General features: G+C 73.2%; 13 protein-coding genes. 6 read left to right on the forward strand and 7 right to left on the reverse strand.

Features of this window, described 5'->3' with window-relative positions; all coding sequences use genetic code 11:
• Positions 1-2: 2 nt before the first annotated feature.
• The 6 genes from ACFY93_RS06975 to fxsT all read left to right on the forward strand — a co-directional run bounded on the left by ACFY93_RS06975 (position 3) and on the right by fxsT (position 13400).
• On the forward strand, positions 3-2024 hold the full coding sequence (locus ACFY93_RS06975; protein ID WP_391354283.1) for a trypsin-like peptidase domain-containing protein: 2022 nt from the start codon (positions 3-5) through the stop codon (positions 2022-2024).
• A complete protein-coding gene (locus tag ACFY93_RS06980; protein WP_391354284.1) occupies positions 2021-2986 on the forward strand; it encodes an AAA family ATPase in 966 nt (321 codons plus the stop codon). Before ACFY93_RS06975 ends, ACFY93_RS06980 begins: the two co-directional genes overlap by 4 nt.
• On the forward strand, positions 2958-6431 hold the full coding sequence (locus ACFY93_RS06985; RefSeq protein WP_391354286.1) for an SAV_2336 N-terminal domain-related protein: 3474 nt from the start codon (positions 2958-2960) through the stop codon (positions 6429-6431). The genes ACFY93_RS06980 and ACFY93_RS06985 overlap by 29 nt, the downstream gene beginning before the upstream one ends.
• Positions 6432-6569: 138 nt before the next feature.
• Positions 6570-8108, forward strand: coding sequence for a hypothetical protein (locus tag ACFY93_RS06990; RefSeq protein ID WP_391354287.1), 1539 nt, complete (start codon positions 6570-6572; stop codon positions 8106-8108).
• Positions 8109-9164 carry an AAA family ATPase gene (locus ACFY93_RS06995; protein ID WP_391354288.1) on the forward strand — a complete coding sequence of 352 codons (1056 nt, stop codon included), beginning with the start codon at positions 8109-8111 and terminating at the stop codon, positions 9162-9164.
• A complete protein-coding gene (fxsT, locus tag ACFY93_RS07000) occupies positions 9165-13400 on the forward strand; it encodes an FxSxx-COOH system tetratricopeptide repeat protein (RefSeq protein ID WP_391354290.1) in 4236 nt (1411 codons plus the stop codon).
• 18 nt (positions 13401-13418) lie between these two features.
• Here the strand turns inward: fxsT and ACFY93_RS07005 are convergent, their stop codons facing one another.
• The 7 genes from ACFY93_RS07005 to ACFY93_RS07035 all read right to left on the reverse strand — a co-directional run bounded on the left by ACFY93_RS07005 (position 13419) and on the right by ACFY93_RS07035 (position 22584).
• Positions 13419-14615, reverse strand: a complete 1197-nt coding sequence (locus ACFY93_RS07005; RefSeq protein WP_391354292.1) for an SGNH/GDSL hydrolase family protein — start codon at positions 14613-14615, stop codon at positions 13419-13421.
• A gap of 58 nt (positions 14616-14673) precedes the next feature.
• Positions 14674-15306, reverse strand: a complete 633-nt coding sequence (locus tag ACFY93_RS07010; RefSeq protein ID WP_391354294.1) for a WHG domain-containing protein — start codon at positions 15304-15306, stop codon at positions 14674-14676.
• Between the two features lie 169 nt (positions 15307-15475).
• Positions 15476-17650, reverse strand: a complete 2175-nt coding sequence (locus tag ACFY93_RS07015; RefSeq protein WP_391354296.1) for a discoidin domain-containing protein — start codon at positions 17648-17650, stop codon at positions 15476-15478.
• A 109-nt stretch (positions 17651-17759) separates the two neighbouring features.
• A complete protein-coding gene (locus tag ACFY93_RS07020; RefSeq protein ID WP_391354298.1) occupies positions 17760-19343 on the reverse strand; it encodes an alpha-amylase family glycosyl hydrolase in 1584 nt (527 codons plus the stop codon).
• Between the two features lie 30 nt (positions 19344-19373).
• Complete coding sequence (locus tag ACFY93_RS07025; RefSeq protein ID WP_391354784.1) at positions 19374-20216, reverse strand: ABC transporter permease subunit; 843 nt, start codon at positions 20214-20216, stop codon at positions 19374-19376.
• A 36-nt stretch (positions 20217-20252) separates the two neighbouring features.
• On the reverse strand, positions 20253-21224 hold the full coding sequence (locus tag ACFY93_RS07030) for an ABC transporter permease subunit (RefSeq protein ID WP_391354301.1): 972 nt from the start codon (positions 21222-21224) through the stop codon (positions 20253-20255).
• Positions 21225-21231: 7 nt separating this feature from the next.
• Positions 21232-22584: an extracellular solute-binding protein gene (locus ACFY93_RS07035; protein WP_391354303.1), complete on the reverse strand. Its 1353-nt coding sequence runs from the start codon at positions 22582-22584 to the stop codon at positions 21232-21234.
• Positions 22585-22706 lie beyond the last annotated feature (122 nt).

Here is a 22706-nt window from a genome sequence, read left to right on the forward strand (position 1 = left end):
CCGTGCACGGGCACTACGACGACCCGGACGCCCGTATCCGCCGCGCGTGGGCCACCGTGCACGACAAGGCGGCGGCCGGGCCGGGTCTCGGCGCGGGCGTGGTCGTCGCCGAGGGCTTCCTGCTGACCTGCGCCCATGTGGTCAACGCCGCCCTCGGGAGGGACAAACTCGCCGTCACCGAACCGACCGCGGCGGACATGCCCCGGGTCGCCGTCTCCTTCCCGGCGCTCGGCGGCGACCGGCACACCGTGGAGCTCGCAGGATGGCGGCCGCCCACCGTGGAGGGCGACCAGTGGTGGGACGGCGACCTGGCCCTGCTGAGGTTCGGCCCCGCCGTGGCCGGCGTCGAACCGGTGCCGGTCAGGGAGACGCCCTCGCAGCGCCTGACGACGTGGTACGCCACCGGCGCCCAGCGCTCCCTCGTGGACGTCCGGGTCCAGGGCAGCATGGGGCCCTGGTACATCCTGGACCCCGGGTACGCCCCGCTGGAGATCCGGCCCGGCCACAGCGGAGCGCCCCTGTGGGACCGCGAACAGGGCTGTGTGACCGGGCTGATGGTGTCCGCCGAACCGGAGGGCGGCCGCTCGTACGCCATCCGCGCGACCGCGGTGGAGGAACTGCTGACCGCGGCCGGCGTGCCGTGCGCCGGGGCCGCCGAGACGCTCGACCCGCGGACCCGCGCCCTGGTCGACGAGCTGGTGATCGCCCTCGGCGACCTGCCCGACGGCAAGCTGGGGCCGTGCGCCGAACACCTCCGCTCCGCTCTCGGCGGCGGCCTCCCCCGGTACCCCGGCACCTGGCGCGAGCTCGTCGTCCCGCTCCTCGGCCACCCGCGCGGCGCGGCGACCCTGATCAGCATGGTCACGGCGCACGAGGCGGTGGCGCGGCGGCTCCGGGACACGGCCGCCAGGCTCGGCACGCAACGCCTGCTCACCCAGGGCGAGTACGAGGAACTCACCGCGCTGCTCGGGCCGGCCGCGTACGCGGAGGTCCGCGCGGCGGCCCAGCGGGCCGTACCGCACCTCCTGCTCACCGACTGCGGTCCGCCCGGTGTCCCGGCGCTGGTCGAGGACCTGGAGGACCGGGCCGCCGGACCGGGCGTCGTACCGCCGGTGGTCCAGGTGGCCGAGGAGGTGGCGGCGGGCCGTCCCGAGGGCGGGGACGCCCTGCGGGAGTGGTCGGACCGCGTGACCGGCCGGCTGGGCGTCAGCGCCGAGGCCGTGGTGCAGTGCCGCTACGCCGCCGACTCCCGTGCCGCCGCCCGGACTTCGCAGCCGGTCCTGCGGGTCTGGCTGTGGGCGGCCGAGCCCACGGCGGACTCCTTCCACTACGTCATCCGCCTGTACGACGCCTACGGCCATCCCGTCAGGACATGGACGGGCGACGACGCCCTGCGCAGCCGCGACGACCTGTGCGCCGACCTCTCCGAGGCCGTCGACGAACTCGACCAGTACGACGACACGGCGGGCGTCGAGTTCCTGCTGGAGGAGGGGTTCTTCGGGCTGGCCGTGGACCGCCTGCCGACCAGCGCCGGTCCCCTCGGCACCCGGCCCGTGGGGCTGGACCGGGCGGTGGTCCTGCGCGGGCAGAGCGTCCGGCGCGCCGGTGTGCTGAGGCGGCGGTGGGAGAAGGGGCGCGGTCCCGAGGCGGGCCCCTATCTGCTGCACGACCTGGACGCGGCCAACGGTGATCTGACGCGGCGTGAGGAGATCGCCTGCGTCGTCGCCTGCTGTCCGCCCGACCGGCACGACGACACGCTCGTGCTGTGCCGCTGGCTGGGGGTGCCCGTGATCCTCTGGCAGCGCGGCGGCCACGGCCCGGACGCCGCCGAGACGCTGCGGGCCGTCGTACCGGAGAACTGGCCGGACAGCCTGCGGGAAGAGGTCAGGCGGTGGCGTGCCGAGGCCTTGCACGACACCGCGCACATGGGCGCCCATCTGGCCCTGCTGTGGGAGGACCCGAGCTGGGCGCCGCCCCGGCAGCCGCTCACGCACCCCACGAGACGGGAAGGAGGCGTCGCGTGAACAGCGGACGCCCACAGGAACGGCTCTTCCGCGGCGACGGCGGCACCTACGACGACGCCGTGCCGCTGCCCGAACCCCCGCCGTGGCGACGGCCCCGTCCGGACGGCGAGCCCCGGGAACGACGGCCGTACCTGATCGGTGAGAAGCAGGTGGAGGTGGTCAACGCCGCCCTGCGGCTGCGCCGCCCCCTGCTGGTCACCGGGGACCCCGGCATCGGGAAATCATCGCTCGCCCACGCCGTCGCGGCGGAACTCGGCCTCGGTCCGGTGCTGGTGTGGCCGGTCAACACCCGCGCGAGCCTCACCGACGCGCTGTACCGCTACGACGCCATCGGCCGCCTGCGGGAGCGGGAGGACGGCACCGACGACATCGGCAGCTTCGTACGCCTCGGGCCCCTGGGCACCGCGCTGGCCACCCGGCACGAGGGACGGCCGCGGCTGCTGCTCATCGACGAACTGGACAAGAGCGACGCGGATCTCCCCAACGACCTGCTGTTCGTCCTGGAGGAGGGCGAGTTCACCATCCCCGAGCTCGCCCGGCTGCCCGAGGAGCGGGCCGAGATCGACGTCCATGTGCAGGACTCGCAGGAGAAGGTGCGGGTGCGGCAGGGCACCGTCCGCTGCCAGGACTTCCCCTTCGTCGTGATCACCAGCAACGGCGAACGCGAGTTCCCGGCGGCCTTCCTGCGGCGCTGCGTCCGGCTGGAGCTGCCCAACCCGGAAGGCGAGCAACTGGAGGAGATCGTCCGGGCCCACTTCGCCCAGGACTTGGTTGAGTTGGAGGCGCAGTGGCCGCGGGTGCGGGAACTCGTCCGGGTGTTCACCGAGCGGCGCGACCTCGGCGGCCTCGCCACCGACCAGTTGCTGCACGCCGTCCATCTGCTGCGGCAGGGCGTCCAGCCCGACGCCGAGCACCTCAGGAAGGCGGTGCTGCGTGAGCTCAGGAGCGGTGGGCCCCGGTGAACCGGGCGAGCCCTGGGTCGCCCGGCTGCACACCGTCCTGCACCGCGCCGGGGCGGACCTCTCACCCCGGGAGATCGGCGACGCCCTGTGGCTGGCGCTGCACACGACGTCGAGCGAAGGCCCGCCCGTCGAACCCCAGCGCCACAGCGCGCTCCCGCCCCCGCCGGCGCCCGCTCCCCTCCCCCGGCGGGAGACGCCCCCTCCCTCCCCGAGCGAGGTCCGACGCCCGCTCTACGCCCTGACCGGCGGGCGCGGCGGCGGGGCCCCCGGCGCCCCCGTCCGCGTGCCGGCCGTCCGGGGCCTGGGCCATCCGCTGGGCGTCGTGCGGGGGCTGCGCGCGCTCAAGCGGAGGGTGCCGTCCAGCCATCGCCACGAACTCGACGAGAGCGCCACCGCCGAGGCCATCGCGGAGACGGAGCGGCTGGACGCCGTACTGCGTCCGGCGGGGGACCGCTGGCTCCACCTCGTCCTCGCCGTCGACGGCGGCCCGTCCATGCGGGTGTGGCGTGACACCGTCCGCGAACTGGCCGACGTCCTCACCGGCTCGGGCATCTTCCGCTCCGTCCGCACGAGCCCGCTCGGCGCGGCCGACTCCCTCACCGGCGGCCCGACCGCCGTGCTGGCGGTGACCGACGGGGTCGGCGAACCCTGGTACACCGGGGCCGCCCGCGAGCGGCTGGCCGCCCTCGCCCGCAGGGCGCCCACAGCCGTCCTCCACCTGTTCCCCACCCGGATGTGGAACGGCACCGGGCTGCCCGCCGAGCCGATGATCGTCCGTACGACCGGCCAGGCGCGGCCCAACACCCTGCTCGGCGCGGACGCCCCCTGGCTCCCGCCCCTGGCGGACCTGCGCCCCCGCCTCCCCGTGCCGGTGCTCGAACTGGACGAGGCGAGCCTGCGCCCCTGGGCCGAACTGATCGCCTCGCACGGCGGCGTGGCCGCCCTGCGGGTCGTCGACGCCGCCCCGCCCTCCGACTCCGCCCTCCTCGGACCCGACGGTGACGCCGGTGACCTCGGCGATTCCGGTGACCTCGGTGCCCCCCGCGGCGTCGTCGAAGGGCCCGCCACCGCCGACGAGCGGGTGCGGGCCTTCCGGGCGACGGCCTCACCGCACGCCTACGAACTGGCCGGGCACCTCGCGGCCGTCGACCCGCTGACCCTCCCCGTCATGCGGCTCGTCCAGGCCGCCGCGCTGCCCGACAGCGGCCCGGTCTGCCTGGCCGAGGTGCTGCTGAGCGGGCTCATGCACGGCGAGGACCCGCTCGCCGACCAGGACGTCTTCGCCTTCGCGCCGGACGTGCGCGGGGTGCTCCGTACGGTGATCAACGCGGGCTCGGCCCACCGCACCCTGGAAGCCGTCAACGACTTCATCGTCCCGCGCCTCGGCCGCACTCCGGACTTCCCGGCGGTGATCGCGCACCGGACGGGGACGCTCACGCTGCCGAGAGGGGGCGAGCCGCTGGCGGAGTTCGGGCCTGCGGAGGGGCCGGTGCGGCCCGGCCCTCTCCACAACCTCCCCGCACGCCGCACCACCCGCTGGCTGCCCGCGCTCGAGGCCGACGTGGACTGGGTCGAACAGGCCTTGGCGAGCGGAAGCCGGCCCGTGACGCTGTGCGGACCCGCAGGTTCGGACAAGACCACCGTCGCCCTGGAGTACGCCCACCGCCATCTCAACGACTACGAACTGGTGTGGTGGATCGACGCGAGCACCGAAAGCACTTGGGAGAGGAGCTTCATGAGTCTCGCGAAGGCCCTCTTCGGGGCTATCTCCGCCACTGAGGGCGTGGAGGCCCGGGAGCGGGCATGGCGTTGGCTCAGAGATCACCAACGGTGGCTGCTCGTCATCGATCGTGTCACGGAGGCTCTGTCCGTGACGTGGCTGGAGGGTCGGATGCAAGCGTCGCGCGGACAGCTACTCGTGACCACCCGCCTGAACGCCTGGGCGTGGGGACCGGCACCGGTGCTCAATCTGGCAGACGCCCGTTTCACCCGGTGCGATCCACTCACCGGGCTGCGCGATGCGGAGACGCTGTGCGAGCAACTCTCCGGCCTGCTGTGCGCCGATCCATGGGCCGAGGACACCGTCCGGCACCGGCATCTGCGCGTTCCTCCGGAGGGAACCCGGGCCGGCGGGCACCAGCTGGCCGTACTCCTGTGCACCCTCGTCGGCTTCGAGACCGTCGTCGCCCGGTACGGACGCGGTGCGGGCGACGCTGTGCTCGTCGAGGTCGCCCTCCGGCTCCGGGACGCCGTACGGGACGACGACACCCTGGCTCGCGTCGGCGACAACGCCTTCGTGGTCCTCGCGGCCGGACTGGACCGCACCGCCGCCCAGATGTTCTCGGAGAGGTTGCAGACACACATCATTCTGCCGATTCAGGTCGACGGCAGGACCGTCACGGTCGGGGCCGCACTGGGGATCAGCTGGGCGCGGTGTGGCATGGACGCGGACGAAGTCATCGAGTCCGCGGGCGGGCAGGACGTCGGGCAGTCGCGTGCGATGGCGACTGTCCGTCTGACGGACGCCCTGTGCGATCTGGAATGCATGGCCGAGCCGCAGGGGCGGACGATGTTCGCCACCCTCCTCTCCGAACAGCTCGGGGTGCGGGTCGGCCTCCGCGGCGCCCGACAGCGCGCTGATGTCGTCACCCTGGTACGGGCGGCACTGGGCGTACCCGACGGGTCACGCGCCTTGGTCGATGTGGTAGCGGTCTTCGAAGGGCATGACGCGGCAAGGAAGTTGACACCATTTATCGTCACGATGGGAGCCTTGGCCGTACACGGCCCGGAAGGCGGGGCGGTGGGGCGTGCGCGCCCCGACATCAGTCACATGCTCCAACTCACGAACGCGCTGGAAGGCCTGGAGTGTCTGCAGGACACCGCCGGGCCTGCGCAGTTCGCCGGGCTGCTGGAGGAATTGCTCGACCGGCGAGGGTGGATCGTCCTGCGGGGGGCGCGGCGGCGTGAGGACGTCGTCACCCTGGTGCGGGCCGCGTTGATCACGCCGGGCGGGGTTCGCGCCCTGGTCGACGTCGTGCGCGTCCTCGAAGGAGCACGGGCGGGGGCCGAAGTGGAGCGGCTGGTCGCCCTCGGGTCCGGCCTCCCGATGCCCGGCGTGCTGTCGGCCGCCGAGGAGGAGGCCGCGCTGACCCTTCTGCTGGACACGGCGTCCGAACTACCCGCCGCCCGTCTGCGGGACGCCCTCACCGGTGACCTGAACGGCCTCGACCTGCCCACCGGCCTCACCCCGGACCGGCTCTTCGCGTGGGTGCTGCAGTGGAACGCGCAGCCGGACGGCCTCCTCCCCGCCGTGCTGCTGATGGAGCGTGCCTCCCGTCTCGTCACCTCGCCGGACCACCGCGCCGCCCTGGCCGGATGGGCCGAGACCTGGGCGGCGAACCAGGGCCTGACCGATGCCCTGCGACGGCGCCGGGGAATGCCGTGACCACGGCTCCCGCACCGGTGCTTCCGGGGACGCCGGATGTCGGCAAGTCGCCTGCTCGGCGCGCCACGGGCGTGCTAGCTTCACAGGCCGGGCAGGGGTACCGGCACCGCGGGGAAGGTCGGTGAAGTCGTCGGCGGCATGGACGAGTTCAGGCGTACATCAGTCGTGGGCGCGGAGTTGCTGTTCCGGCTGACCGAGGCGCTGTGCGCACTGCCGTGCCTGGCGTCGCCGGCGGGCCGCCTCCAGTTCGCCGATCTGCTCTCCCCCGGGCTGCGCGCCCGTGTCCCCCTTCGGGGCGTGCGGCTGCGTGAGGACGTCGTGACGCTGGTGCGGGCCGCGTTGAGCGAGTCCGGCGGTGAGTGGCAGCTGTTCGACGCGGTACGCGTCCTGGAGGGCGCCGAGGCGGCCGAGGCCCTGGAGCGGGAGTTCGCCTCCTGGCACGGTGCGAGCGCCCCGGCACCCGAGGTGTCCGGCCCGCTGTCCCAGCGGGAGGTGAGCGCCGCGCGCACACTCCTGGTCCAGCTGGCGGACTGGCTGCCCGGGACGGAGCTGAGCGACCGGCTCGGTACGGACCTCGGCATCGACCTCCCCACCGGGCTGAACGCCGTACAACTCTTCGAGTACGTACTGGCGTTGAACGTGCAGCCGGACGGTCTGCCACCCGCCGTCCTCCTCATGGACGTCGCGGCCGGGACGGTACGGATCTCCGGTCGCCGAGCGGATCTGTCCCGGTGGTCGGAGGAGTGGGCCGCGCGCGCCGGCCTGCGGCCGCAGCTCGAGGAACGCCGGGCCGCCCGTCAGTACGTCCGCGCCGACCCTTCGGTCCCGAGGTGCCTGGTCGTGGTCGTGGAGCCCACCCGCGACGGCACCGGGGACGTCGTCGTCCGGCCCTGGCTCAACACGGTTCCCGGCCGATGGAATCCCGTGCCCGCCGAGCCCGTGACGACGACGCTCGACGGTCTCGGCCCGGCGGTCGAGACGGTTCTGCGCCAGCTCGCACGGCTCTCCCCGCCGTCCGGCTCCCCGCCGTCCTCCCGCTCCGCCACGTCGCCCTGCGTGGAGTTCGTCCTGCCGTACGACCTGCTCAACCACGACATGGCCGGTCTGACGTACCGGTCGCCGGAGGGCGGGTCGCTGCCGCTCGGGGCGGCCTACGGGGTGCATCTGCGCAGTCTGGAGCGGATGCGTTCGGACGACGCGCTGGTCAGGCGCCTGTGGCGGGCGCGGTGGGCCGCTCTGGAGGCGAACGGGGTGACGGTGTACGACTGGCGGGAGGACGACGAGCGGCGCCCGCACCGGTGGCGGGCAGCCCTCGCGTGCGAGCACCGGTACACGGCGGTGGTCCTCGACGCGCCGGACAGGGGCCCCGCGTCGGAGGCTCTCAGGGCGGCGATCGCCGAGGGCGTCGGGGTCGCGGTCTGGGACCGGCGGGGAGCCTTCGTGGATGAACGCAGGGAGGTCGTGTCGGCGATCTTCGCCTCCGTGCCGACTGCGTCCCAACTGCCCGTCAGTGTACAGAGGTTGAGGCGCACAGCCGCGACCGGCACCGGTACCGGCGGAGCCTCGCTGCTCGGCCGGCACCTCGCGTTCTTCTGGGACGATCCGAACCGGCTCGTCGACGTCCCCGACAACCACTCGGGCGCCGGCTTCGGCACCATCGACAGTGAGGAGCGGTAGATGCGCGGGACGACACCAGAGGACGGGCATGCCTGGCGGGTGTTCCACGCCACCGGCGTCGCACCCGGCGCGGAGCCCCGCCCGCTGCCCGAGCCGCCGCCCTGGCGCCGGTTCGCCGGGGGGCCGGTCCTGCCCCCGCCCCCCGACGACGAGGCCGCCGCACTCCGTCGGCTGGGGACCGTGGACGCCGTCCCGCAACTCGAAGAGGAGGCCGTCGACGTCGTCAACGCGGCCCTGGTGCTGCGCCGTCCGCTCCTCGTCACCGGCCCACCCGGCGTCGGCAAGTCCACCCTCGCCTACCTCATCGCCCGCGAACTGGGCCTGGGACGCGTACTGGAGTGGAACATCGTCAGCCGCACCACGCTGCGCGACGGCCTGTACGCGTACGACGCCCTGGGCCGGGCCCAGGCCATCGCCGCCTGGCGGGCGGGCGCGGAGGGCTCCCTCGCCGCGGTGGCGAGCCGGGAGGAGGCGCAAGCAGCCCCGGCGCTCGGTGATTTCCTCACCCTGGGCCCGCTCGGTACCGCCCTGCTCCCGTACGGACGTCCCCGTGTGCTGCTCGTCGACGAACTCGACAAGAGCGACATCGACCTGCCCAACGACCTTCTGCACGTGTTGGAGAACGGCAGCTACGACCTTCCCGAGCTGGTGCGCCACCCGGACGAGAGCGCGCTGGTGCACACCAGCGACCCCGGGCTGCGGGCCGAGGTGCGCCACGGGCGGGTGGAGTGCCGGGAGTTCCCCGTCGTGGTGATCACGAGCAACGGTGAGCGGGAGTTCCCGGCGGCGTTCCGCAGGCGCTGTCTGCCGCTGGAGATGCCGGCACCCACCCGGGCCCAGCTCCTCGCCATGGTGGAGAGCCACTTCCGCGCACTCCCCCCGTACGCCGAGTCCCTGGTGGACGTCTTCACCGAACGGATCGCGGCAGGCGGGACGCACTCACTGGACCAGCTCCTGAACGCGGTGCAGCTGACCACGGAGGGCGCGTTCGAGGCCGACGGCACGGGGCGCAGGCTCGTCGAGACGCTGCTGCGCGATCTGTCGAAGGGCCGCTGAATGGACGGGATTCCACGGGAGCGCGCGCCGGGAGAGGGGGGCGACGACCCGCACTGGCAGGAGCTGGCGGACGCCGTCTGGCTGGCGGCCCACTGGACCCGTACGGGGCGCACCGTTCCGGTGGAGTCCGTCGTGCCGGACGGCGAGGAGCCGGTGGACACGGTGCCGCCGCCCCCGGCCCCGCCGCCCCGCGACCGCGTACCGCCGGCAGCCGCCGGGCCCGGTCCCGCCGCGCCGCCGGGCCGACCGGAAGAAGGGCAGAACGGTCCTGGCCCCGGGAGTTCGATGGCTCCGCTCCTGCCCGGCCCCCGGCCCGCCGGAGCCGGTCGTGGCGCGCGCACCGCTCGTATGGCCCGCGCCCTGCACCGGCTCGCCCGGAGGGTGCCGTCGCGCAGGTTCCACCTGCTCGACGAGGAGCTGACCGCCGAGCGGTCGGTGGCCGACGGGTTGTGGATGCCGTTCCTGAGGCCCGCCGAGTCCGCCGCCTTCGACCTGGTCGTCCTCGTCGACGACGGCCCGACCATGGGCATCTGGCGGGGCGAGACGGCCGCGCTGAGGGACGCCGCCGAGCACAGCGGCGCCTTCCGGTCCGTGCGGACCGTCCAGGTGCGCGTGCCGGGCGCCGGTGAGGCCGCCGCGCCGACGCTGCGCTGGAGCGCCGGGGCGCGGAGCAGCGTGGAGCTGGGTGAGGTCCTCGACGGCGGAAGGGGCCGTGTCTTCCTGGTCGTCACCGACGGGCTGGGGCACGGCTGGGCCGCCCGCGGCGCCGACGCGCTGCTGCACCGCCTCGGCCGGACGGGCCCGACCGCCCTCGTGCACCTGCTGCCGCCGCACATGCGCCACCGGTCCTCCCTGTACCCGCACCACGTGCTGCTGGAGGCGGGGGGTTTCGGCGCCGCCAACGGCGCTCTGGGCTTCCAGGGGCGGGACCCGCTGCGGCCGCTCCCGGAGGACGACGGCGAAGGGCTGGCCGTCCCCGTGGTGTCCCTGAGGGCCGGGTCCCTGGCGGCCTGGGCCGATCTCGTCGTCGGAGAACGGGGCGTGCGGCGTGAGCTTCCCGCCGTGCTGACCGGCTCGCTGAACGCCGGACGGCCCGCGCCCGGACTGCGCGCCCCCGCGCCGCCGCAGACCGCGGCCAGCGCCGTGCGGCACTTCTTCGGGCAGGCCACACCCGCCGCCCGCCGCCTCGCCACCCATCTCGCCGCGGCACCCTTCGACTTCGACCTCGTCGCGCAGCTGCGGAACCGGACGATGCCCGACACCGGCGCGGAGCACCTGGCCGAGATCCTGATGGGCGGGCTCATCGACTGGGGCGGCGACGCCGACGACCGGCTGCCCGACTTCGCCGACGGCGTCCGCGAGGCCCTGCTGGCCACGACGACCCGCGTGCAGCTGGCGACGGTGGTCAGCGCCCTCGGGGAACTGCCGGGTGCGGGCGAGCGCGGCGTCGCCCTGCGCGCGGCGCTGCGCGATCCGCTGGGCATCGCGCTGCCCGACCCCGGCGCCCCGCAGTGGCTGCGGGCCGAACTCGCCGTGATGCGGGCGCTGGCGGGCCCCTACGCACAGCGGGCCCGGATGATCGAGGGGGCGGGCGCCGCCGTCGCCCGTCACGCCTCCATCTCCGGTCCGGTGCCCGGCGCGTCGTACCGCTCGGATCCCGGCACGGTGCCGGCACCCATGGCACGCGCCGAGGCGACCGCCGCGGCCCTGGACGCGCCGCCCGCCGACGCCGATGCCTATGCCGACAAGCGCTCGGCCGCACCCGCCGTCCTGGTCGACGTCCCCCCGCGCAACGGCGCGTTCGTGGGCCGGACCGGCTTGCTCCGGACGCTGCGGGAACGCCTCGCGGAGCGGGACCTGGTGTGCGTACTGCCGGACCCTTCACACGCCTCGGGCGGCGTCGGCAAGTCCGAGCTGGCGCTGGAGTACGTGTACCGGCACCAGGACGACCACGACCTCGTCTGCTGGATCCCCGCCGGGAACACGAGCCTCGTCCTGGCGGCCCTGGCGAGCCTGGCGGAGCCGCTGGGCCTGGGCGGCCCCTCTGACGGCGACGCCCGGGCCGTCGACCGGGCCGTCCCCGCGGTGCTCGACGCCCTGCGCACCGGTGTGCCCTATGACCGCTGGCTGCTGGTGCTCGACGACGCCGGAGACGTCGAGGCGCTGCGCCGTCATCTGCCGGAGTACGGTCCCGGGAAGTTCATCGTCACCTCACGCGACCGTGACTGGGAGCAGGTGGCCTCCGCCGTGGAGGTCGGTCCGTTCGCCCGCCAGGAGGCGGTCGAGCTGCTGGGGAGGCTCGCCCCCGCCCTTCCGGCGGCGGAAGCGGACCGGATGACGGACATCGTGGGTGACGTGCCGCTCGCCGTGCGGCTGGTGGGTGCCTGGTACAGATCGGCCGGCCCGCCCGTCTCCGAGTACCTCGAACGGCTCGACCACCACGCGTACGCCGACGGCCCGAGCGCCCCCGATTCACTGGCCCCCGCGCTGGACCTGACGCTGCGGCGGCTCGGGGACGAGTCGCCCCGGGCCCGGCACCTGCTCGACGTCTGCGCGAGCCTGGGCCCGGAGCCGATCCCCCGCGCCCTGCTCGCGCACGTGCCGACCGGCGACGGAGCGCGGGCGGAGGGCGAACCGGCCGGGCCGGTGGAGGTGTCCCGGGCACTGCGCACCCTGAGCCTGCTCGCCCTGGTCACGGTCGACCACCGCGCGGGCACGGTGCGGCTCGACCGGCAGCTGCGGACGGCGCTGCTCGACACGATGCCTCCCGAGCAGCGCGAGCGGGCCCGCGCGAGCGCCCACCGGCTGCTGGTGGCGGCCCGCCCCGGCTCCCCCTCCTCACCGGCGGCATGGCCCGCCCACTGGTCGCTGCTGCCGCATGTACTCGGCTCAGGAGCGGTGGCCGGTACGGACCCGGAGCTACGGGCCCTCGTGCACGACACCGTGCTGTTCCTCGACCACTGCGGCGACCGCGAGACAGCCCTCGCCCTCGCCGGGGAGGCCCGTGCCGCCTGGCTCACGCTGTCCGGGGAGGAGAACGGTGACGTCCTGCGGATGTCCCGGACGTACGCGCTCCTGCTGCGGCGCGCCGGCCGGCTCGCGGAGTCCGTCCCGCTCGCGGAGAGCACGCTGGAGGTCGCGCGCCGGAAGGCGGCCGACGCCGAGGAGATGATCGAGTCCCTCTGCCAGCTGGCCGACACCCGCCGCCACCAGGGCCGGTTCGAGGAGGCACGGGCACTGGGCGAGGAGGCCGCGGGTCTGGCCACCCACGCGCTCGGCGACGAGGCTCCCCTCACGCTGCGGGCCGTCCACGGTCTGGGCGTGGGCCTGCGGCTGGCCGGGCGGTTCGAGGAGGCGCTGGCGCTGGACCGGCGCAACGCCCGGCTGGCCGGCCTCGCGCTGGGTCCTCTCGGTCACCTCACCCTCGAAAGCGCGGGCGCCGTCTCCGCCGGCATGCGGGAGACCGGTGACTACCCCGGCGCCCGCGCGGCCCAGGAGGACCTCTACCGCATGGCCCGCGCCGGACTCGGCGAGCAGCACGGGGACACGCTGCGCGTCGCCACCGGTCTCGCGGCCTGCCGACGCCGCGACGGTGCCTTCCGGGAGGCGGCGGGGCTCTCCGAGGAGACGCTGTACCACTGCACGGCCCGCTACGGGGCCGACCACCTCGACACCCTCGCGGCCGCCGTCGGCGCGGTCGTCGACCGGCGTCTGGCCGACGACGCGGAGTGGTCGTGGCAGCTGGGCGGGACGACTGTGGAGCGCCTCGCCGCGCGGCTGGGCGCGGACCACCTGTGCACCCTGGTGGCGCGGGCGAACCTGGCCGCGACGCTGCGCGCCCTCGGCCTCGTCGACGAGGCGCGGGACGTGGAGGACGATGTCGCGCTCCGGATGGAGGCGACGGCCGGCCCCCGGCATCCGACAGCGCTGACCGTCACGCTCGGCAGGGCCAACACGGCGTACGCCCGGCTGGACTTCGAGCGCGCACGCCACCTGGACGAGGCCGCGTTGCCCGTGCTGCACGAGAGCATGGGCGCGCGGCACCCGCTGAGTCTGGTCTGCGCCGCCAACCTCTCCCTCGACCTGCGGGTACTGAGCCGGGGCGCGGAGGCCGACGCGCTGTGGCGGACGGCCGTGGAGGGGCTGGCCGTCACCGTCGGAGACGGCCATCCCTGGCTGACGGCGGTCCGGCAGCGGCGGCGCATCGAGTGCGAACCGGCCTACGTTCCCTTCTGACGCGGCCACGGACGCGGGTCACCCCGCCGCGGACACCCGCGCAGCCCCGGTGAGGACCAGCTCGGCGAAGCGCTCGCCGATGCGGCGGTGGGTGGCGGCGTCCGGGTGGAGCTCGTCGGGCAGCGGCAGTTCGGCGTAGTCGGCCTCTCCGTAGAGTGCGCGGCCGTCGAGGTGGCGCAGGTTCGGGTCGTCGGCCGACCTCTGCTCCACGATGCGGGCCAGCTCGTCCCGGATGACGCGGAGGGTCAGTTGCCCGCTCGCGCGCCCGGCCGGGTCACCGGCGGCCCGGAACCGCAGCCGCCCGGTGGCGAGGGAGGCGAAGTCGGGGGCGCTGGGGCCGGGTGTGTCCTCGTGGATGGGGCACAGGATGGGCGAGACGACCAGCAGGGGTGTGGTCGGGTGGCCCTCCCGGACGGTGTCGAGGAAGCCGTGGACGGCGGGGGCGAAGGCGCGCAGCCGCATCAGGTCGGTGTTGACCAGGTTGATGCCGATCTTGACGCTGATCAGGTCGGCGGGGACGTCGCGCAGGGTGCGCGCGGTGAACGGGTCGAGCAGGGCGCCGCCGCCCAGGCCCAGGTTGATCAGGTCCACCCCGCCGAGGGAGGCGGCCACGGCGGGCCAGGTGGTGGTGGGGCTCGCGGCGTTCGAGCCGTGGCTGACGGAGCTCCCGTGGTGCAGCCACACCTTCCGTCCCCGGTCGGGTGCGGGCTCGACGGGGGCGTCGGTGCGCAGGGCGACGAGTTCGGTCGTCTCGTCGTGCGGCAGCCAGATCTCGACGTCCTTGTCGGCGTCGGACAGGCCGTGGAAGCGGACGGTGCCGGTCGGCCCGGGCTGTCGCTCGGCGGTTCCCGCGGCCATGTCGATGGTCAGGGTGTTGCCGCCGGTGACGCTCGCCCGGCCGGCCGGGCGGCCGTCGACGAGCAGGTCGTAGACGCCGTCGGGGCGGGGCGGGGCTCCCACGTAGACCCGTTTGGTGGGCAGTGTCTCCAGCTCGACGGTGGTGGCCCGGGTACGGAAGGCCAGCCGTACGCCGGAGGGCTGGGACTCGGCCATGGCGAGCTGCGGGTCGTCGCACTGGGCGCGGGCCCACGCGGGCAGCCGGTGCGGGAGCACGCCGTGCTCGGTGCGCTCCAGGTCGAGGGCGCCGCGGATCAGGTCCGGGGTGAGGGGCGTGGTGAGGAGGGGCGCGGTCGCCTCGGAGCGGTGCGTGTTCATGATCCCAGCCTGGTGGTCTGTGCTCGGTGGTCAGCGGTCAGCGGTCAGCGGTCAGCGGTCAGCGGTCCGCTCGGTGCGGTGCGTCATGCGGGGCGTCGTTCGGTGCGTCGTGCGGTTCGGGGTGGTGCGGCAGGCCGCGCAGCAGGGTGTCGAGCCGGTCGACGACCCAGGCCCAGCTCTCCTCGCCGCCGGGCGCGCTGTGGCTGAAGCCGCCCGCCAGCTCGAGGCTGACGTAGCCGTGGAAGACGCTGCCGAGGAGCCGGACGGCGTGCGTCTCGTCCGGCTCGGTGAGGCCGTAGCCGCGCAGGACGGCCCGGCTCATCTGGGCGTGCCGGACCCCGGCGCTCGCCGCGGCGGTCTCGGGGTCGAGCCGGAACCTGGCCGCGTCGTAGCGGCCGGGGTGCTCCCGGGCGTAGTCGCGGTAGACGTCGGCGAGGGCGGCCAGGGCGTCCTTGCCGGCGCGTCCGGCCAGGGCGTCGGCGGCGCGGTCGGCGAGTTCTTCCAGGGCGAGGAGGGCGATCCTGGTCCTGAGGTCCTGGCCGCCCTTGAGGTGCGAGTACAGGCTCGCGACCTTGACGTCGAACCGCCGGGCGACCTCCGAGACGGTCACGTGCTCGAAGCCGACCTCGTCGGCCAGCTCGGCGCCCGCCCGCACCAGGCGTTCCGTGGTGAGTCCCGCGCGTGCCGCCATGTCCGTCCCTCGCCCGCCTTCATTGCCTGAAAGTATTATGCAGGAGCCTAAAGGGTTTAGGCAAGCGGACGAGCCCGGCGTGCCGGGTGCGCCCCGCGCCTCGCCGGACCGCCGACCCGGGTGTACGAGCGGTCCGGCCGGCCGGTGCGGCGCGGGGCGTCCTCGCCGGTCAGGACAGGTACGCCTCCACCTCACTGAACTGCGCGGCGGGCCAGCCCGTGTTGGCGGTGACGTGCAGCCGGAGGTAGCGCGGCTTCGCACCGTCGGGCAGGGTGACGGTCACGGTGTTGCCGGTGGCCGGGTCGAAGCGGTAGCCCTTCGAGGCGACCAGGGTCGAGTAGCCGGAGCCGTCGGTGCTGCCCTGCACGGACAGGGTCTGGGTGCGGGCCTGCCAGGCGGCGGCCGGCGGCACCTTCAGGACGAGCCTCCGCACCGACTGCGCGGAGCCGAGGTCGACCGTCCACGCCTGCGGGAGGGCATTGTTGGCGGACTCCCAGTACGTGTTCGCGTCGCCGTCGACGGCCTTGCCGGGCGTGTAGACGTCCTGCGAGCCGGTGGCCGTGGCGGGACGCCCCTTGGCGAGGTTGCGTCCCGGGTCGGGGTCCGGGTTCCCGGCGCCGGGCTGCGGCCAGCTGGAGCAGTCCGCCCAGGTGCTGTCCCAGCCGGAGTTGCCCCCGCCGTCGGTGAGGGTGAAGGAGCCCGAGCCGGTGGGGTAGGGGCAGTTGTAGACGCCCGCGGACCCGACGCCGGTGGCCTGTACGCCGCTGAACTTCGCGGCGCCCTGGGACTCGGCCTGCACGACGACCGTTCCGGTGTTCTTGACCGTCGCGCCGGCGACGTCGATGTTCCTGGTCGCGTATCCGCGGCCGCCGCCGGAGACGAACTCGAAGGCGCTGTACGGGCTGTCGGTGATCGTGGTGTCCGTGATGTTCACGGTGGCCTCGATGGCGCTGTCGTACGAGTCGACGCGCAGCGCGCCCATCGGGTGCTGCCAGTTGGGGTTCATGGCCCCGGCCCGTACGAGGGTGTTCCCGGAGACGGTGATGGTTCCGGCGAGCGGGTGGAAGGGGTCGAGGAACTTCTGGTTGGAGATCGCGATGCCGCTGCCGAGGGCGTCGGTGTCGGAGACCAGGTTGTTCTTCACGGCGATGTCGGTGCCGCCGTAAATGGCGATGCCGTTGGCGAGGTTGGGCTGCGAGATGGTGTTGTTCTCGAAGCTGCTGTCGGTGTCGGGCGCGTACAGGGACCACATGGCGAGTGCGTCGTCGCCGTTGTTGCGCAGGAAGTTGTTCCGGACGCGGACGTTCTTCGCGGTGCCGTTGAGGTTGAGGCCGTCGGCGGTGGTGTCGAGGATCCTGTTGTCCTCGACGACGAGGTTGTCGTTGTTCCCGGTGAGCCAGAGGCCGACCTTGAGGTGCTGGAGCCACATCCCGGAGACACTTGAGTCCGGGCCGAGCGAGCCGTTGACGAAGTTGTCCGGGCTGGAGTCGACGCGCTCGGTGACCTCGCCGACGACGGCGAAGTCCTTGAGGTGGACGCCCCCGGAGGAACTCGTCTGGTCGATGAACCGTGAGGCGTGCACCACGGAGTGCCAGCTGCCGGCGCCCTGGATCGTGACGCCGGTGACGCCGTTCAGGGAGGACGTCACCCGGTAGTCGCCCGGCGGGATCCACACCACCCCGCCCCGGGCGGCGGTGATCGCTTCCCGGAAGGCCTGCGTGGAGTCGCCCTGGCCGCTCGGGTCGGCGCCCTTGTCGGTGACGGACACGGCGCCCGCGGGCCTGCTCGCGGCCCCGGCGACCTGTTCGAAGTCGGCGACGTCCACGGCGACCTGGGCGGAGGTGGCCTCGAAGGCGACCTTGTCACCGGCCCCCACGTCCCGGCCCAGCAGCATCCGGGCGTTGTCGTAGAAGTGGTGGGTCTTGGCTCCGGCGATCCAGGGTGTGTCCACGTAGGAGTACTTGGAGGTGACGGCGAGGGTCTTCGCGAGCTTCTGCCCGTTGACGTACACGGCGAGGGAGCCGGACTGGCCGTCGGGGACGTTGTAGGCGACGTTCACGACGTTGGCGGACCGGGGCACGGTGAACTCGACGCGCTGTCCGGCCAGGAGCCGTACGGCCCGGCGTCCCGACGCCTCCGAGGCGAGGGTGCCCTGTGTGTAGTCGGGGCCGAGTTCCGTGCCGGTCGACGAGGCCGATTCCGCCTCGACCGAGGTGAAGGGCAGGTCGGCGCCGGCGGCCGCGGCGGCCGCGTGCGCGACGGGAGCGGTGGCCGTGAGCATTCCGGCGGCGAGGGCGACGGCCGCGGCGGCCGCGAGCGGAACCCGCCTCACCGGTGTTGGCATGATCCTGACATGCATGGAGCGACGCATTGCTGATCCCTTCGGGGTGGGGGTGCGGGATAGCGCCCGTACGGACCCCGCGGCCCGTACGGTTCGTGCGTGCGGCGGTGGCTCAGTGGCGCAGCCAGGCCGCCGTGTCCTGCGGGAGCCGGCCGTCCTCGTCCAGAGGGCCGCTGGTGAGCAGGAGTCCGGTGTGGTCGGGCAGGTCGGCCGGGATGCCGGAGAGGTTGACCACGCACACGGCGCCGCCCTCGCGGGCGAAGGCCAGGACACCGTCGGGTGCGGGCAGCCAGGTCAGCGGGCCCTCGCCGAGCGCCGGGCGCAGGCGGATCGCCTCGCGGTAGAGGGTGAGGACGGAGTCCGGGTCGGCGGCCTGGCGGTCCGCCGCGTACGCCGGCCAGCCCGCGGGCTGCGGCAGCCACGGCTCGCCGCCGAAACCGGCGTGCGGGGCGCCGTCCGTCCACGGCAGCGGCACCCGGCAGCCGTCCCTGCCCGGGTCCGTTCCGCCGGAGCGGGCGTGCATGGGGTCCTCGATGCGGTCCCGGGGGATGTCGGCCTCGGGCAGTCCCAGTTCCTCCCCCTGGTAGACGTAGACCGATCCGGGCAGGGCCAGCGACAGCAGGGCGGCGGCGCGGGCCCGGCGGGTGCCGAGGGCGAGGTCGGTCGGTGTGCCGAAGGCCTTCGTGGCGAAGTCGAAGCCGGTGTCCTCGCGTCCGTACCGGGTGACCGTGCGCGTCACGTCGTGGTTGCACAGCACCCAGGTGGCGGGGGCGCCGATCGGGGCGTGCTCGGCGAGGGTGCTCTCGATGGAGGCGCGCAGCCGGGCCGCGTCCCAGGGGCAGGTCATGAAGGAGAAGTTGAAGGCCGTGTGCAGTTCGTCGGGGCGCAGATAGCGGGCGAAGCGCTCGGTGTCCGGGAGCCAGACCTCGCCGACGAACACTCCCCCGTACTCGTCGGCGACGGCGCGCCAGCCGCGGTAGACGTCGTGCAGTTCGTCGCGGTCGACGTAGGGGTGCGGGTCGCGGCCCTCGACGAAGTCCGGCAGGCGGGGGTCCTTGACCGGCAGGGCGGCGGAGTCGATGCGCACACCTGCGACGCCCCGTTCGAACCAGAACCGCAGGATGTCCTCGTGCTCCTGGCGGACGGCCGGGTGGGCCCAGTTGAGGTCGGGCTGCTCGGGGGCGAACAGGTGGAGGTACCAGTCGCCGTCGGGCAGCCGGGTCCAGGCGGAGCCGCCGAACTCGGACCTCCAGTCGTTCGGCGGTAGTTCGCCGTGGGCGCCGCGGCCGGGACGGATGTGGAACAGGTCCCGCTCGGGGCCGCCCCGCAGCGCCGCCCGGAACCACGGGTGCTGGTCGGAGACATGGTTGGGGACGATGTCGACGAGGGTGCGGATGCCCAGTTCGCGGGCCTCGGCGATGAGCTTCTCGGCCTCGGCGAGGGTGCCGAAGGCGGGGTCGATGGCGCGGTAGTCGGCGACGTCGTAGCCGCCGTCCTTCATGGGCGACACGTACCAGGGGTTGAACCACAGGGCGTCGACGCCGAGTGCGGCGAGGTACGGGAGCCGGGCGCGGACTCCCGCGAGGTCACCGGTGCCGTCGCCGTCGCCGTCCGCGAAACTGCGGACGTACACCTGGTAGATGACGGCCGAGCGCCACCAGTCGGAGGGCGTGCGGGCAGGGGTGGGCTGTCCCACGGTGCGTGCCTTTCTCTTAGGGGGAGGGCGTCAGCCCTTGCTGCTGCCCGCGCTGATCCCGGCGATGATGTGCCGCTGGAACACCAGGAACAGGGCGACCATGGGGATGCTGGCGATCACCATGGAGGCGATGAGCACCGTCAGCGGGATGTTCTGCGACAGCTGGACGACGGCCACGCTGATGGGCTGTTTGTCGGTGTCGGAGAAGACCATCAGGGGCCAGAGGAAGTCCTGCCAGACGGCGACCAGGGCGAAGATCGACACGACGCCGAGCACCGGCCGTGACATGGGCAGCACGATCGACCACAGGGTGCGCAGGCGTCCGGCGCCGTCGATCTCGGCGGCCTCCAGGACGTCGCGGGGTATCTGGTCGAAGAAGCGCTTGAGGAGATACAGGTTGAAGGCGTTGGCCACGGCGGGAAGCCAGATGCCGAGGGGGTCGTTGAGCAGACTGGTGTGGATCAGCGGCAGGTCGGCGACGGTCAGGTACTTCGGTACGACCAGGGCCTGGGCCGGGACCATCAGGGTGGCGAGGATGCCGCCGAGGATCACCTTGCCGAAGGCGGGTCTCAGCTTGGACAGGGCGTAGGCGGCGGCCGTGCACAGGACGAGCTGCAGCAGCCAGGCGCCGGCCGCCTGGACGACCGTGTTCCACAGGTGGAGCGGCAGTTCCATCAGGTCCCAGGCGTCGGTGTAGCCGTCCAGGGACCACGTGTCGGGGACGAGGGTGGGCGGTGTGCGCACGACCTCGTCCGGCGACTTCATCGCGCCGGTGACCATCCAGTACACCGGGAAGAGGAAGGCGAGCGCGAACAGCAGGACCACGCCGGTGAAGACGGCCCAGTACACGGCCCTGCCGCGGGGGCGGGCCAGGGTGAGCGGTGAGCGGTGAGATGAGGGTGCGGGTGCTCACGAGTCCTCCCCGGTCGGGCGGGTCAGCCGCAGATAGAGCGCGGAGAAGGCGCTGAGCAGCACCAGGAGCATGACGCTGAGCGCGCAGGCGCCGCCGAAGTCGTTGTAGAGGAAGGCGTACTTGTAGATCAGGTAGAGGACGGTGACGGTCGCGTTCTCCGGGCCGCCGCCGGTGATCACGAAGGGTTCCGTGAACACCTGCATGGTGGCGATGATCTGCAGCAGCATCAGCATGAGGATGATGAAGCGGGTCTGCGGGATCGTGACGTGCCGCACGCGCTGCCAGAGGTTCGCGCCGTCCAGCTCCGCCGCCTCGTACAGCTCCCCCGGGATGCCCTGGAGCGCCGCCAGGTAGATGAGGACGGTGCCGCCCATGTTGGCCCACGTCGCGACGATGACGAGGGAGACGAGCGCGGTGTCGGCGCCGTTGGACCAGTTGGAGGTGGGCAGGTGCAGGAAGCGGAGCGTCTCGTTGGCGAGGCCGGCGCCGGGATCGTAGAACCACTTCCACAGCAGGGCGCTGACGACCGGCGGGATCATCACGGGCAGGTAGACGACGACCCTGAAGAACGCCCTGGCGTGCCGCAGTTCGTTCAGGACGAGTGCCATGACGAACGGGACGGCGAAGCCGATGAGCAGGGCGAGGAGCGTGAAGGTGAGGGTGTTGCGCCAGGCGGCGGAGAACTCGGGGTCGTGCAGGACGCGGGTGAAGTTGGCGGTGCCGACCCATTCGGGGTCCGATCCCGGTGTGTACTTCTGGAAGGCGATGACAACGGCGCGGACCGCCGGGTACCAGGAGAACAGGGCGAAGCAGAGGACGCCGCCGATGAGGAAGGCGTAGGCGCGGGACTGGTCGGCGAGGCGGCGGCGCCACGGGCGGTGCGGGCTGCGGCCGCCGGCCGGCCGCGCCGCCGGCGGCACGCGCACGGCGGCCGGAGGGGGCGCGACGGGTTCGGCTGCGGTCTTCATGAAGCGGTCAGCCCCGGGCCAGGATGCTGTCGATCTTGCCGGACGCGTCCTTCAGGAGCCGGTCGACGTCGGCGTCCTTCTTGGTGAGGACGGCGGAGACCGCGCCGTCGAGGACCGAGTAGATCTGCTGCGCCCTGGGCGGCTCGATCTTCATCTGCAGGTCCTGGTTGCCGTCGAGGAACGCCTGGTAGTTCTCGACGGGCACATTGGCGTTGGCCTTCTTGACCTGCTGGTCCCTGGCGTCGGCGGTGCCGGTGAAGAGACGGGGCTCGGGCAGGCCCACCGGGGCGTCGTTCCTCTTCGCGCGGGCGTAGTCGCCGAGGAATCCGTCGCCGGGGGTGAGGAACATGTGGTCGAGCCACTTGAGTCCGGCCTTGATCTGCTCGGGGGTGTCGTTCTTGTTGAACATGTAGCCGTCGCCGCCGATCAGGGTGCCCTCGCCGCCGGGCATCGGTGCGAGCGCGAGGTCCTTGTAGTTCCCGCCCTTCTCCTTGACCAGGATCGGGATGTTGTCGGGTGCGGAGAGGTACATGCCGAGCTTGCCGGAGCCCATCATCTGCTGGACGTCGTTGATGACGAGGAGCTGCTTGCTGCCCATCGACTCGTCCTTCCAGCGCATGTCCTTGAGGTTCTGCAGGACCGCCCTGCCCTCGGGGGTGTCGATGGTCGCCTTCCTGCCGTCCCCGCTGACGACGTCACCGCCGTGCGCGTACAGCTCGGCGGTGAAGTGCCAGCCGCCCTGGTTCTGCGCGCTGTAGTCCGCGTAGCCGACGGTCCCGCCGCCGAGCCCGGCGATCTTCTTGGCGTCGGCGCGCAGTTCCTCCCAGGTGGCCGGGGGCTTGTCGGGGTCGAGTCCGGCCTTCTCGAACAGCTTCCGGTTGTAGATGAGGCCCATGGAGTAGCCGGTGCGCGGGATGCCGTAGACCTTGCCGTCGACGGTGTAGATGTCGCGGAGCTGCTGCTGGATGGTGCCGTAGCTCTTGAGGTCCTTCACGTACGGCGTGAGGTCGGCGGCCTGCTTGATGTCGACGACGTGCCGGGCGTCCGTGAAGTACGTGTAGAAGACGTCCTCCATCTGGCCCCCGGCGAGCTTGGCGTCGAAGGTCTTGGGGTCCTGGCACGGGAAGGCGTCGTGGGTGACGACGTCGATGTCGGGGTTCTTCTTCTCGAAATCCCTGACGTCCTGTTCGAAGAACTTCCGGTCGACCTTGGCGCTCTTGGGCGGCATGCAGTTGACGGTGATGCGGGTCTTGCCGTCCGCGGCGTCGTCGTCGCCTGAGCCGCAGGCGGTGGCGGCGGCGAGGACGAGAGCCGAGGTCATGAGCGCGGTGCTGGTACGGCGGAAGCCGGTGCTTCTCATCGGTGGACCCCTTTTGGGCAGGCGCGTGGAAGGCCAGGGTCACGACGGCGCACCGGGCAGGTGCGCGAGCCCGTGTCTGGCGTCGCACACTCAAGCACCGGCAACATCTCTGCGCAAGATGT

It is taken from the genome of Streptomyces sp. NPDC008313, from assembly GCF_042956125.1.
Classification (GTDB): domain Bacteria; phylum Actinomycetota; class Actinomycetes; order Streptomycetales; family Streptomycetaceae; genus Streptomyces.

What these genes read in the sequence shown, in the direction of transcription:
- ACFY93_RS06990 (WP_391354287.1), top strand. Translation starts at nt 6,570, where the DNA reads ATGGACGAGTTCAGGCGTACATCAGTCGTGGGCGCGGAGTTGCTGTTC.
- ACFY93_RS06995 (WP_391354288.1), top strand. Translation starts at nt 8,109, where the DNA reads ATGCGCGGGACGACACCAGAGGACGGGCATGCCTGGCGGGTGTTCCAC.
- fxsT (WP_391354290.1), top strand. Translation starts at nt 9,165, where the DNA reads ATGGACGGGATTCCACGGGAGCGCGCGCCGGGAGAGGGGGGCGACGAC.
- ACFY93_RS07005 (WP_391354292.1), bottom strand. Translation starts at nt 14,615, where the DNA reads ATGAACACGCACCGCTCCGAGGCGACCGCGCCCCTCCTCACCACGCCC.
- ACFY93_RS07010 (WP_391354294.1), bottom strand. Translation starts at nt 15,306, where the DNA reads ATGGCGGCACGCGCGGGACTCACCACGGAACGCCTGGTGCGGGCGGGC.
- ACFY93_RS07015 (WP_391354296.1), bottom strand. Translation starts at nt 17,650, where the DNA reads ATGCCAACACCGGTGAGGCGGGTTCCGCTCGCGGCCGCCGCGGCCGTC.
- ACFY93_RS07030 (WP_391354301.1), bottom strand. Translation starts at nt 21,224, where the DNA reads ATGAAGACCGCAGCCGAACCCGTCGCGCCCCCTCCGGCCGCCGTGCGC.
- ACFY93_RS07035 (WP_391354303.1), bottom strand. Translation starts at nt 22,584, where the DNA reads ATGAGAAGCACCGGCTTCCGCCGTACCAGCACCGCGCTCATGACCTCG.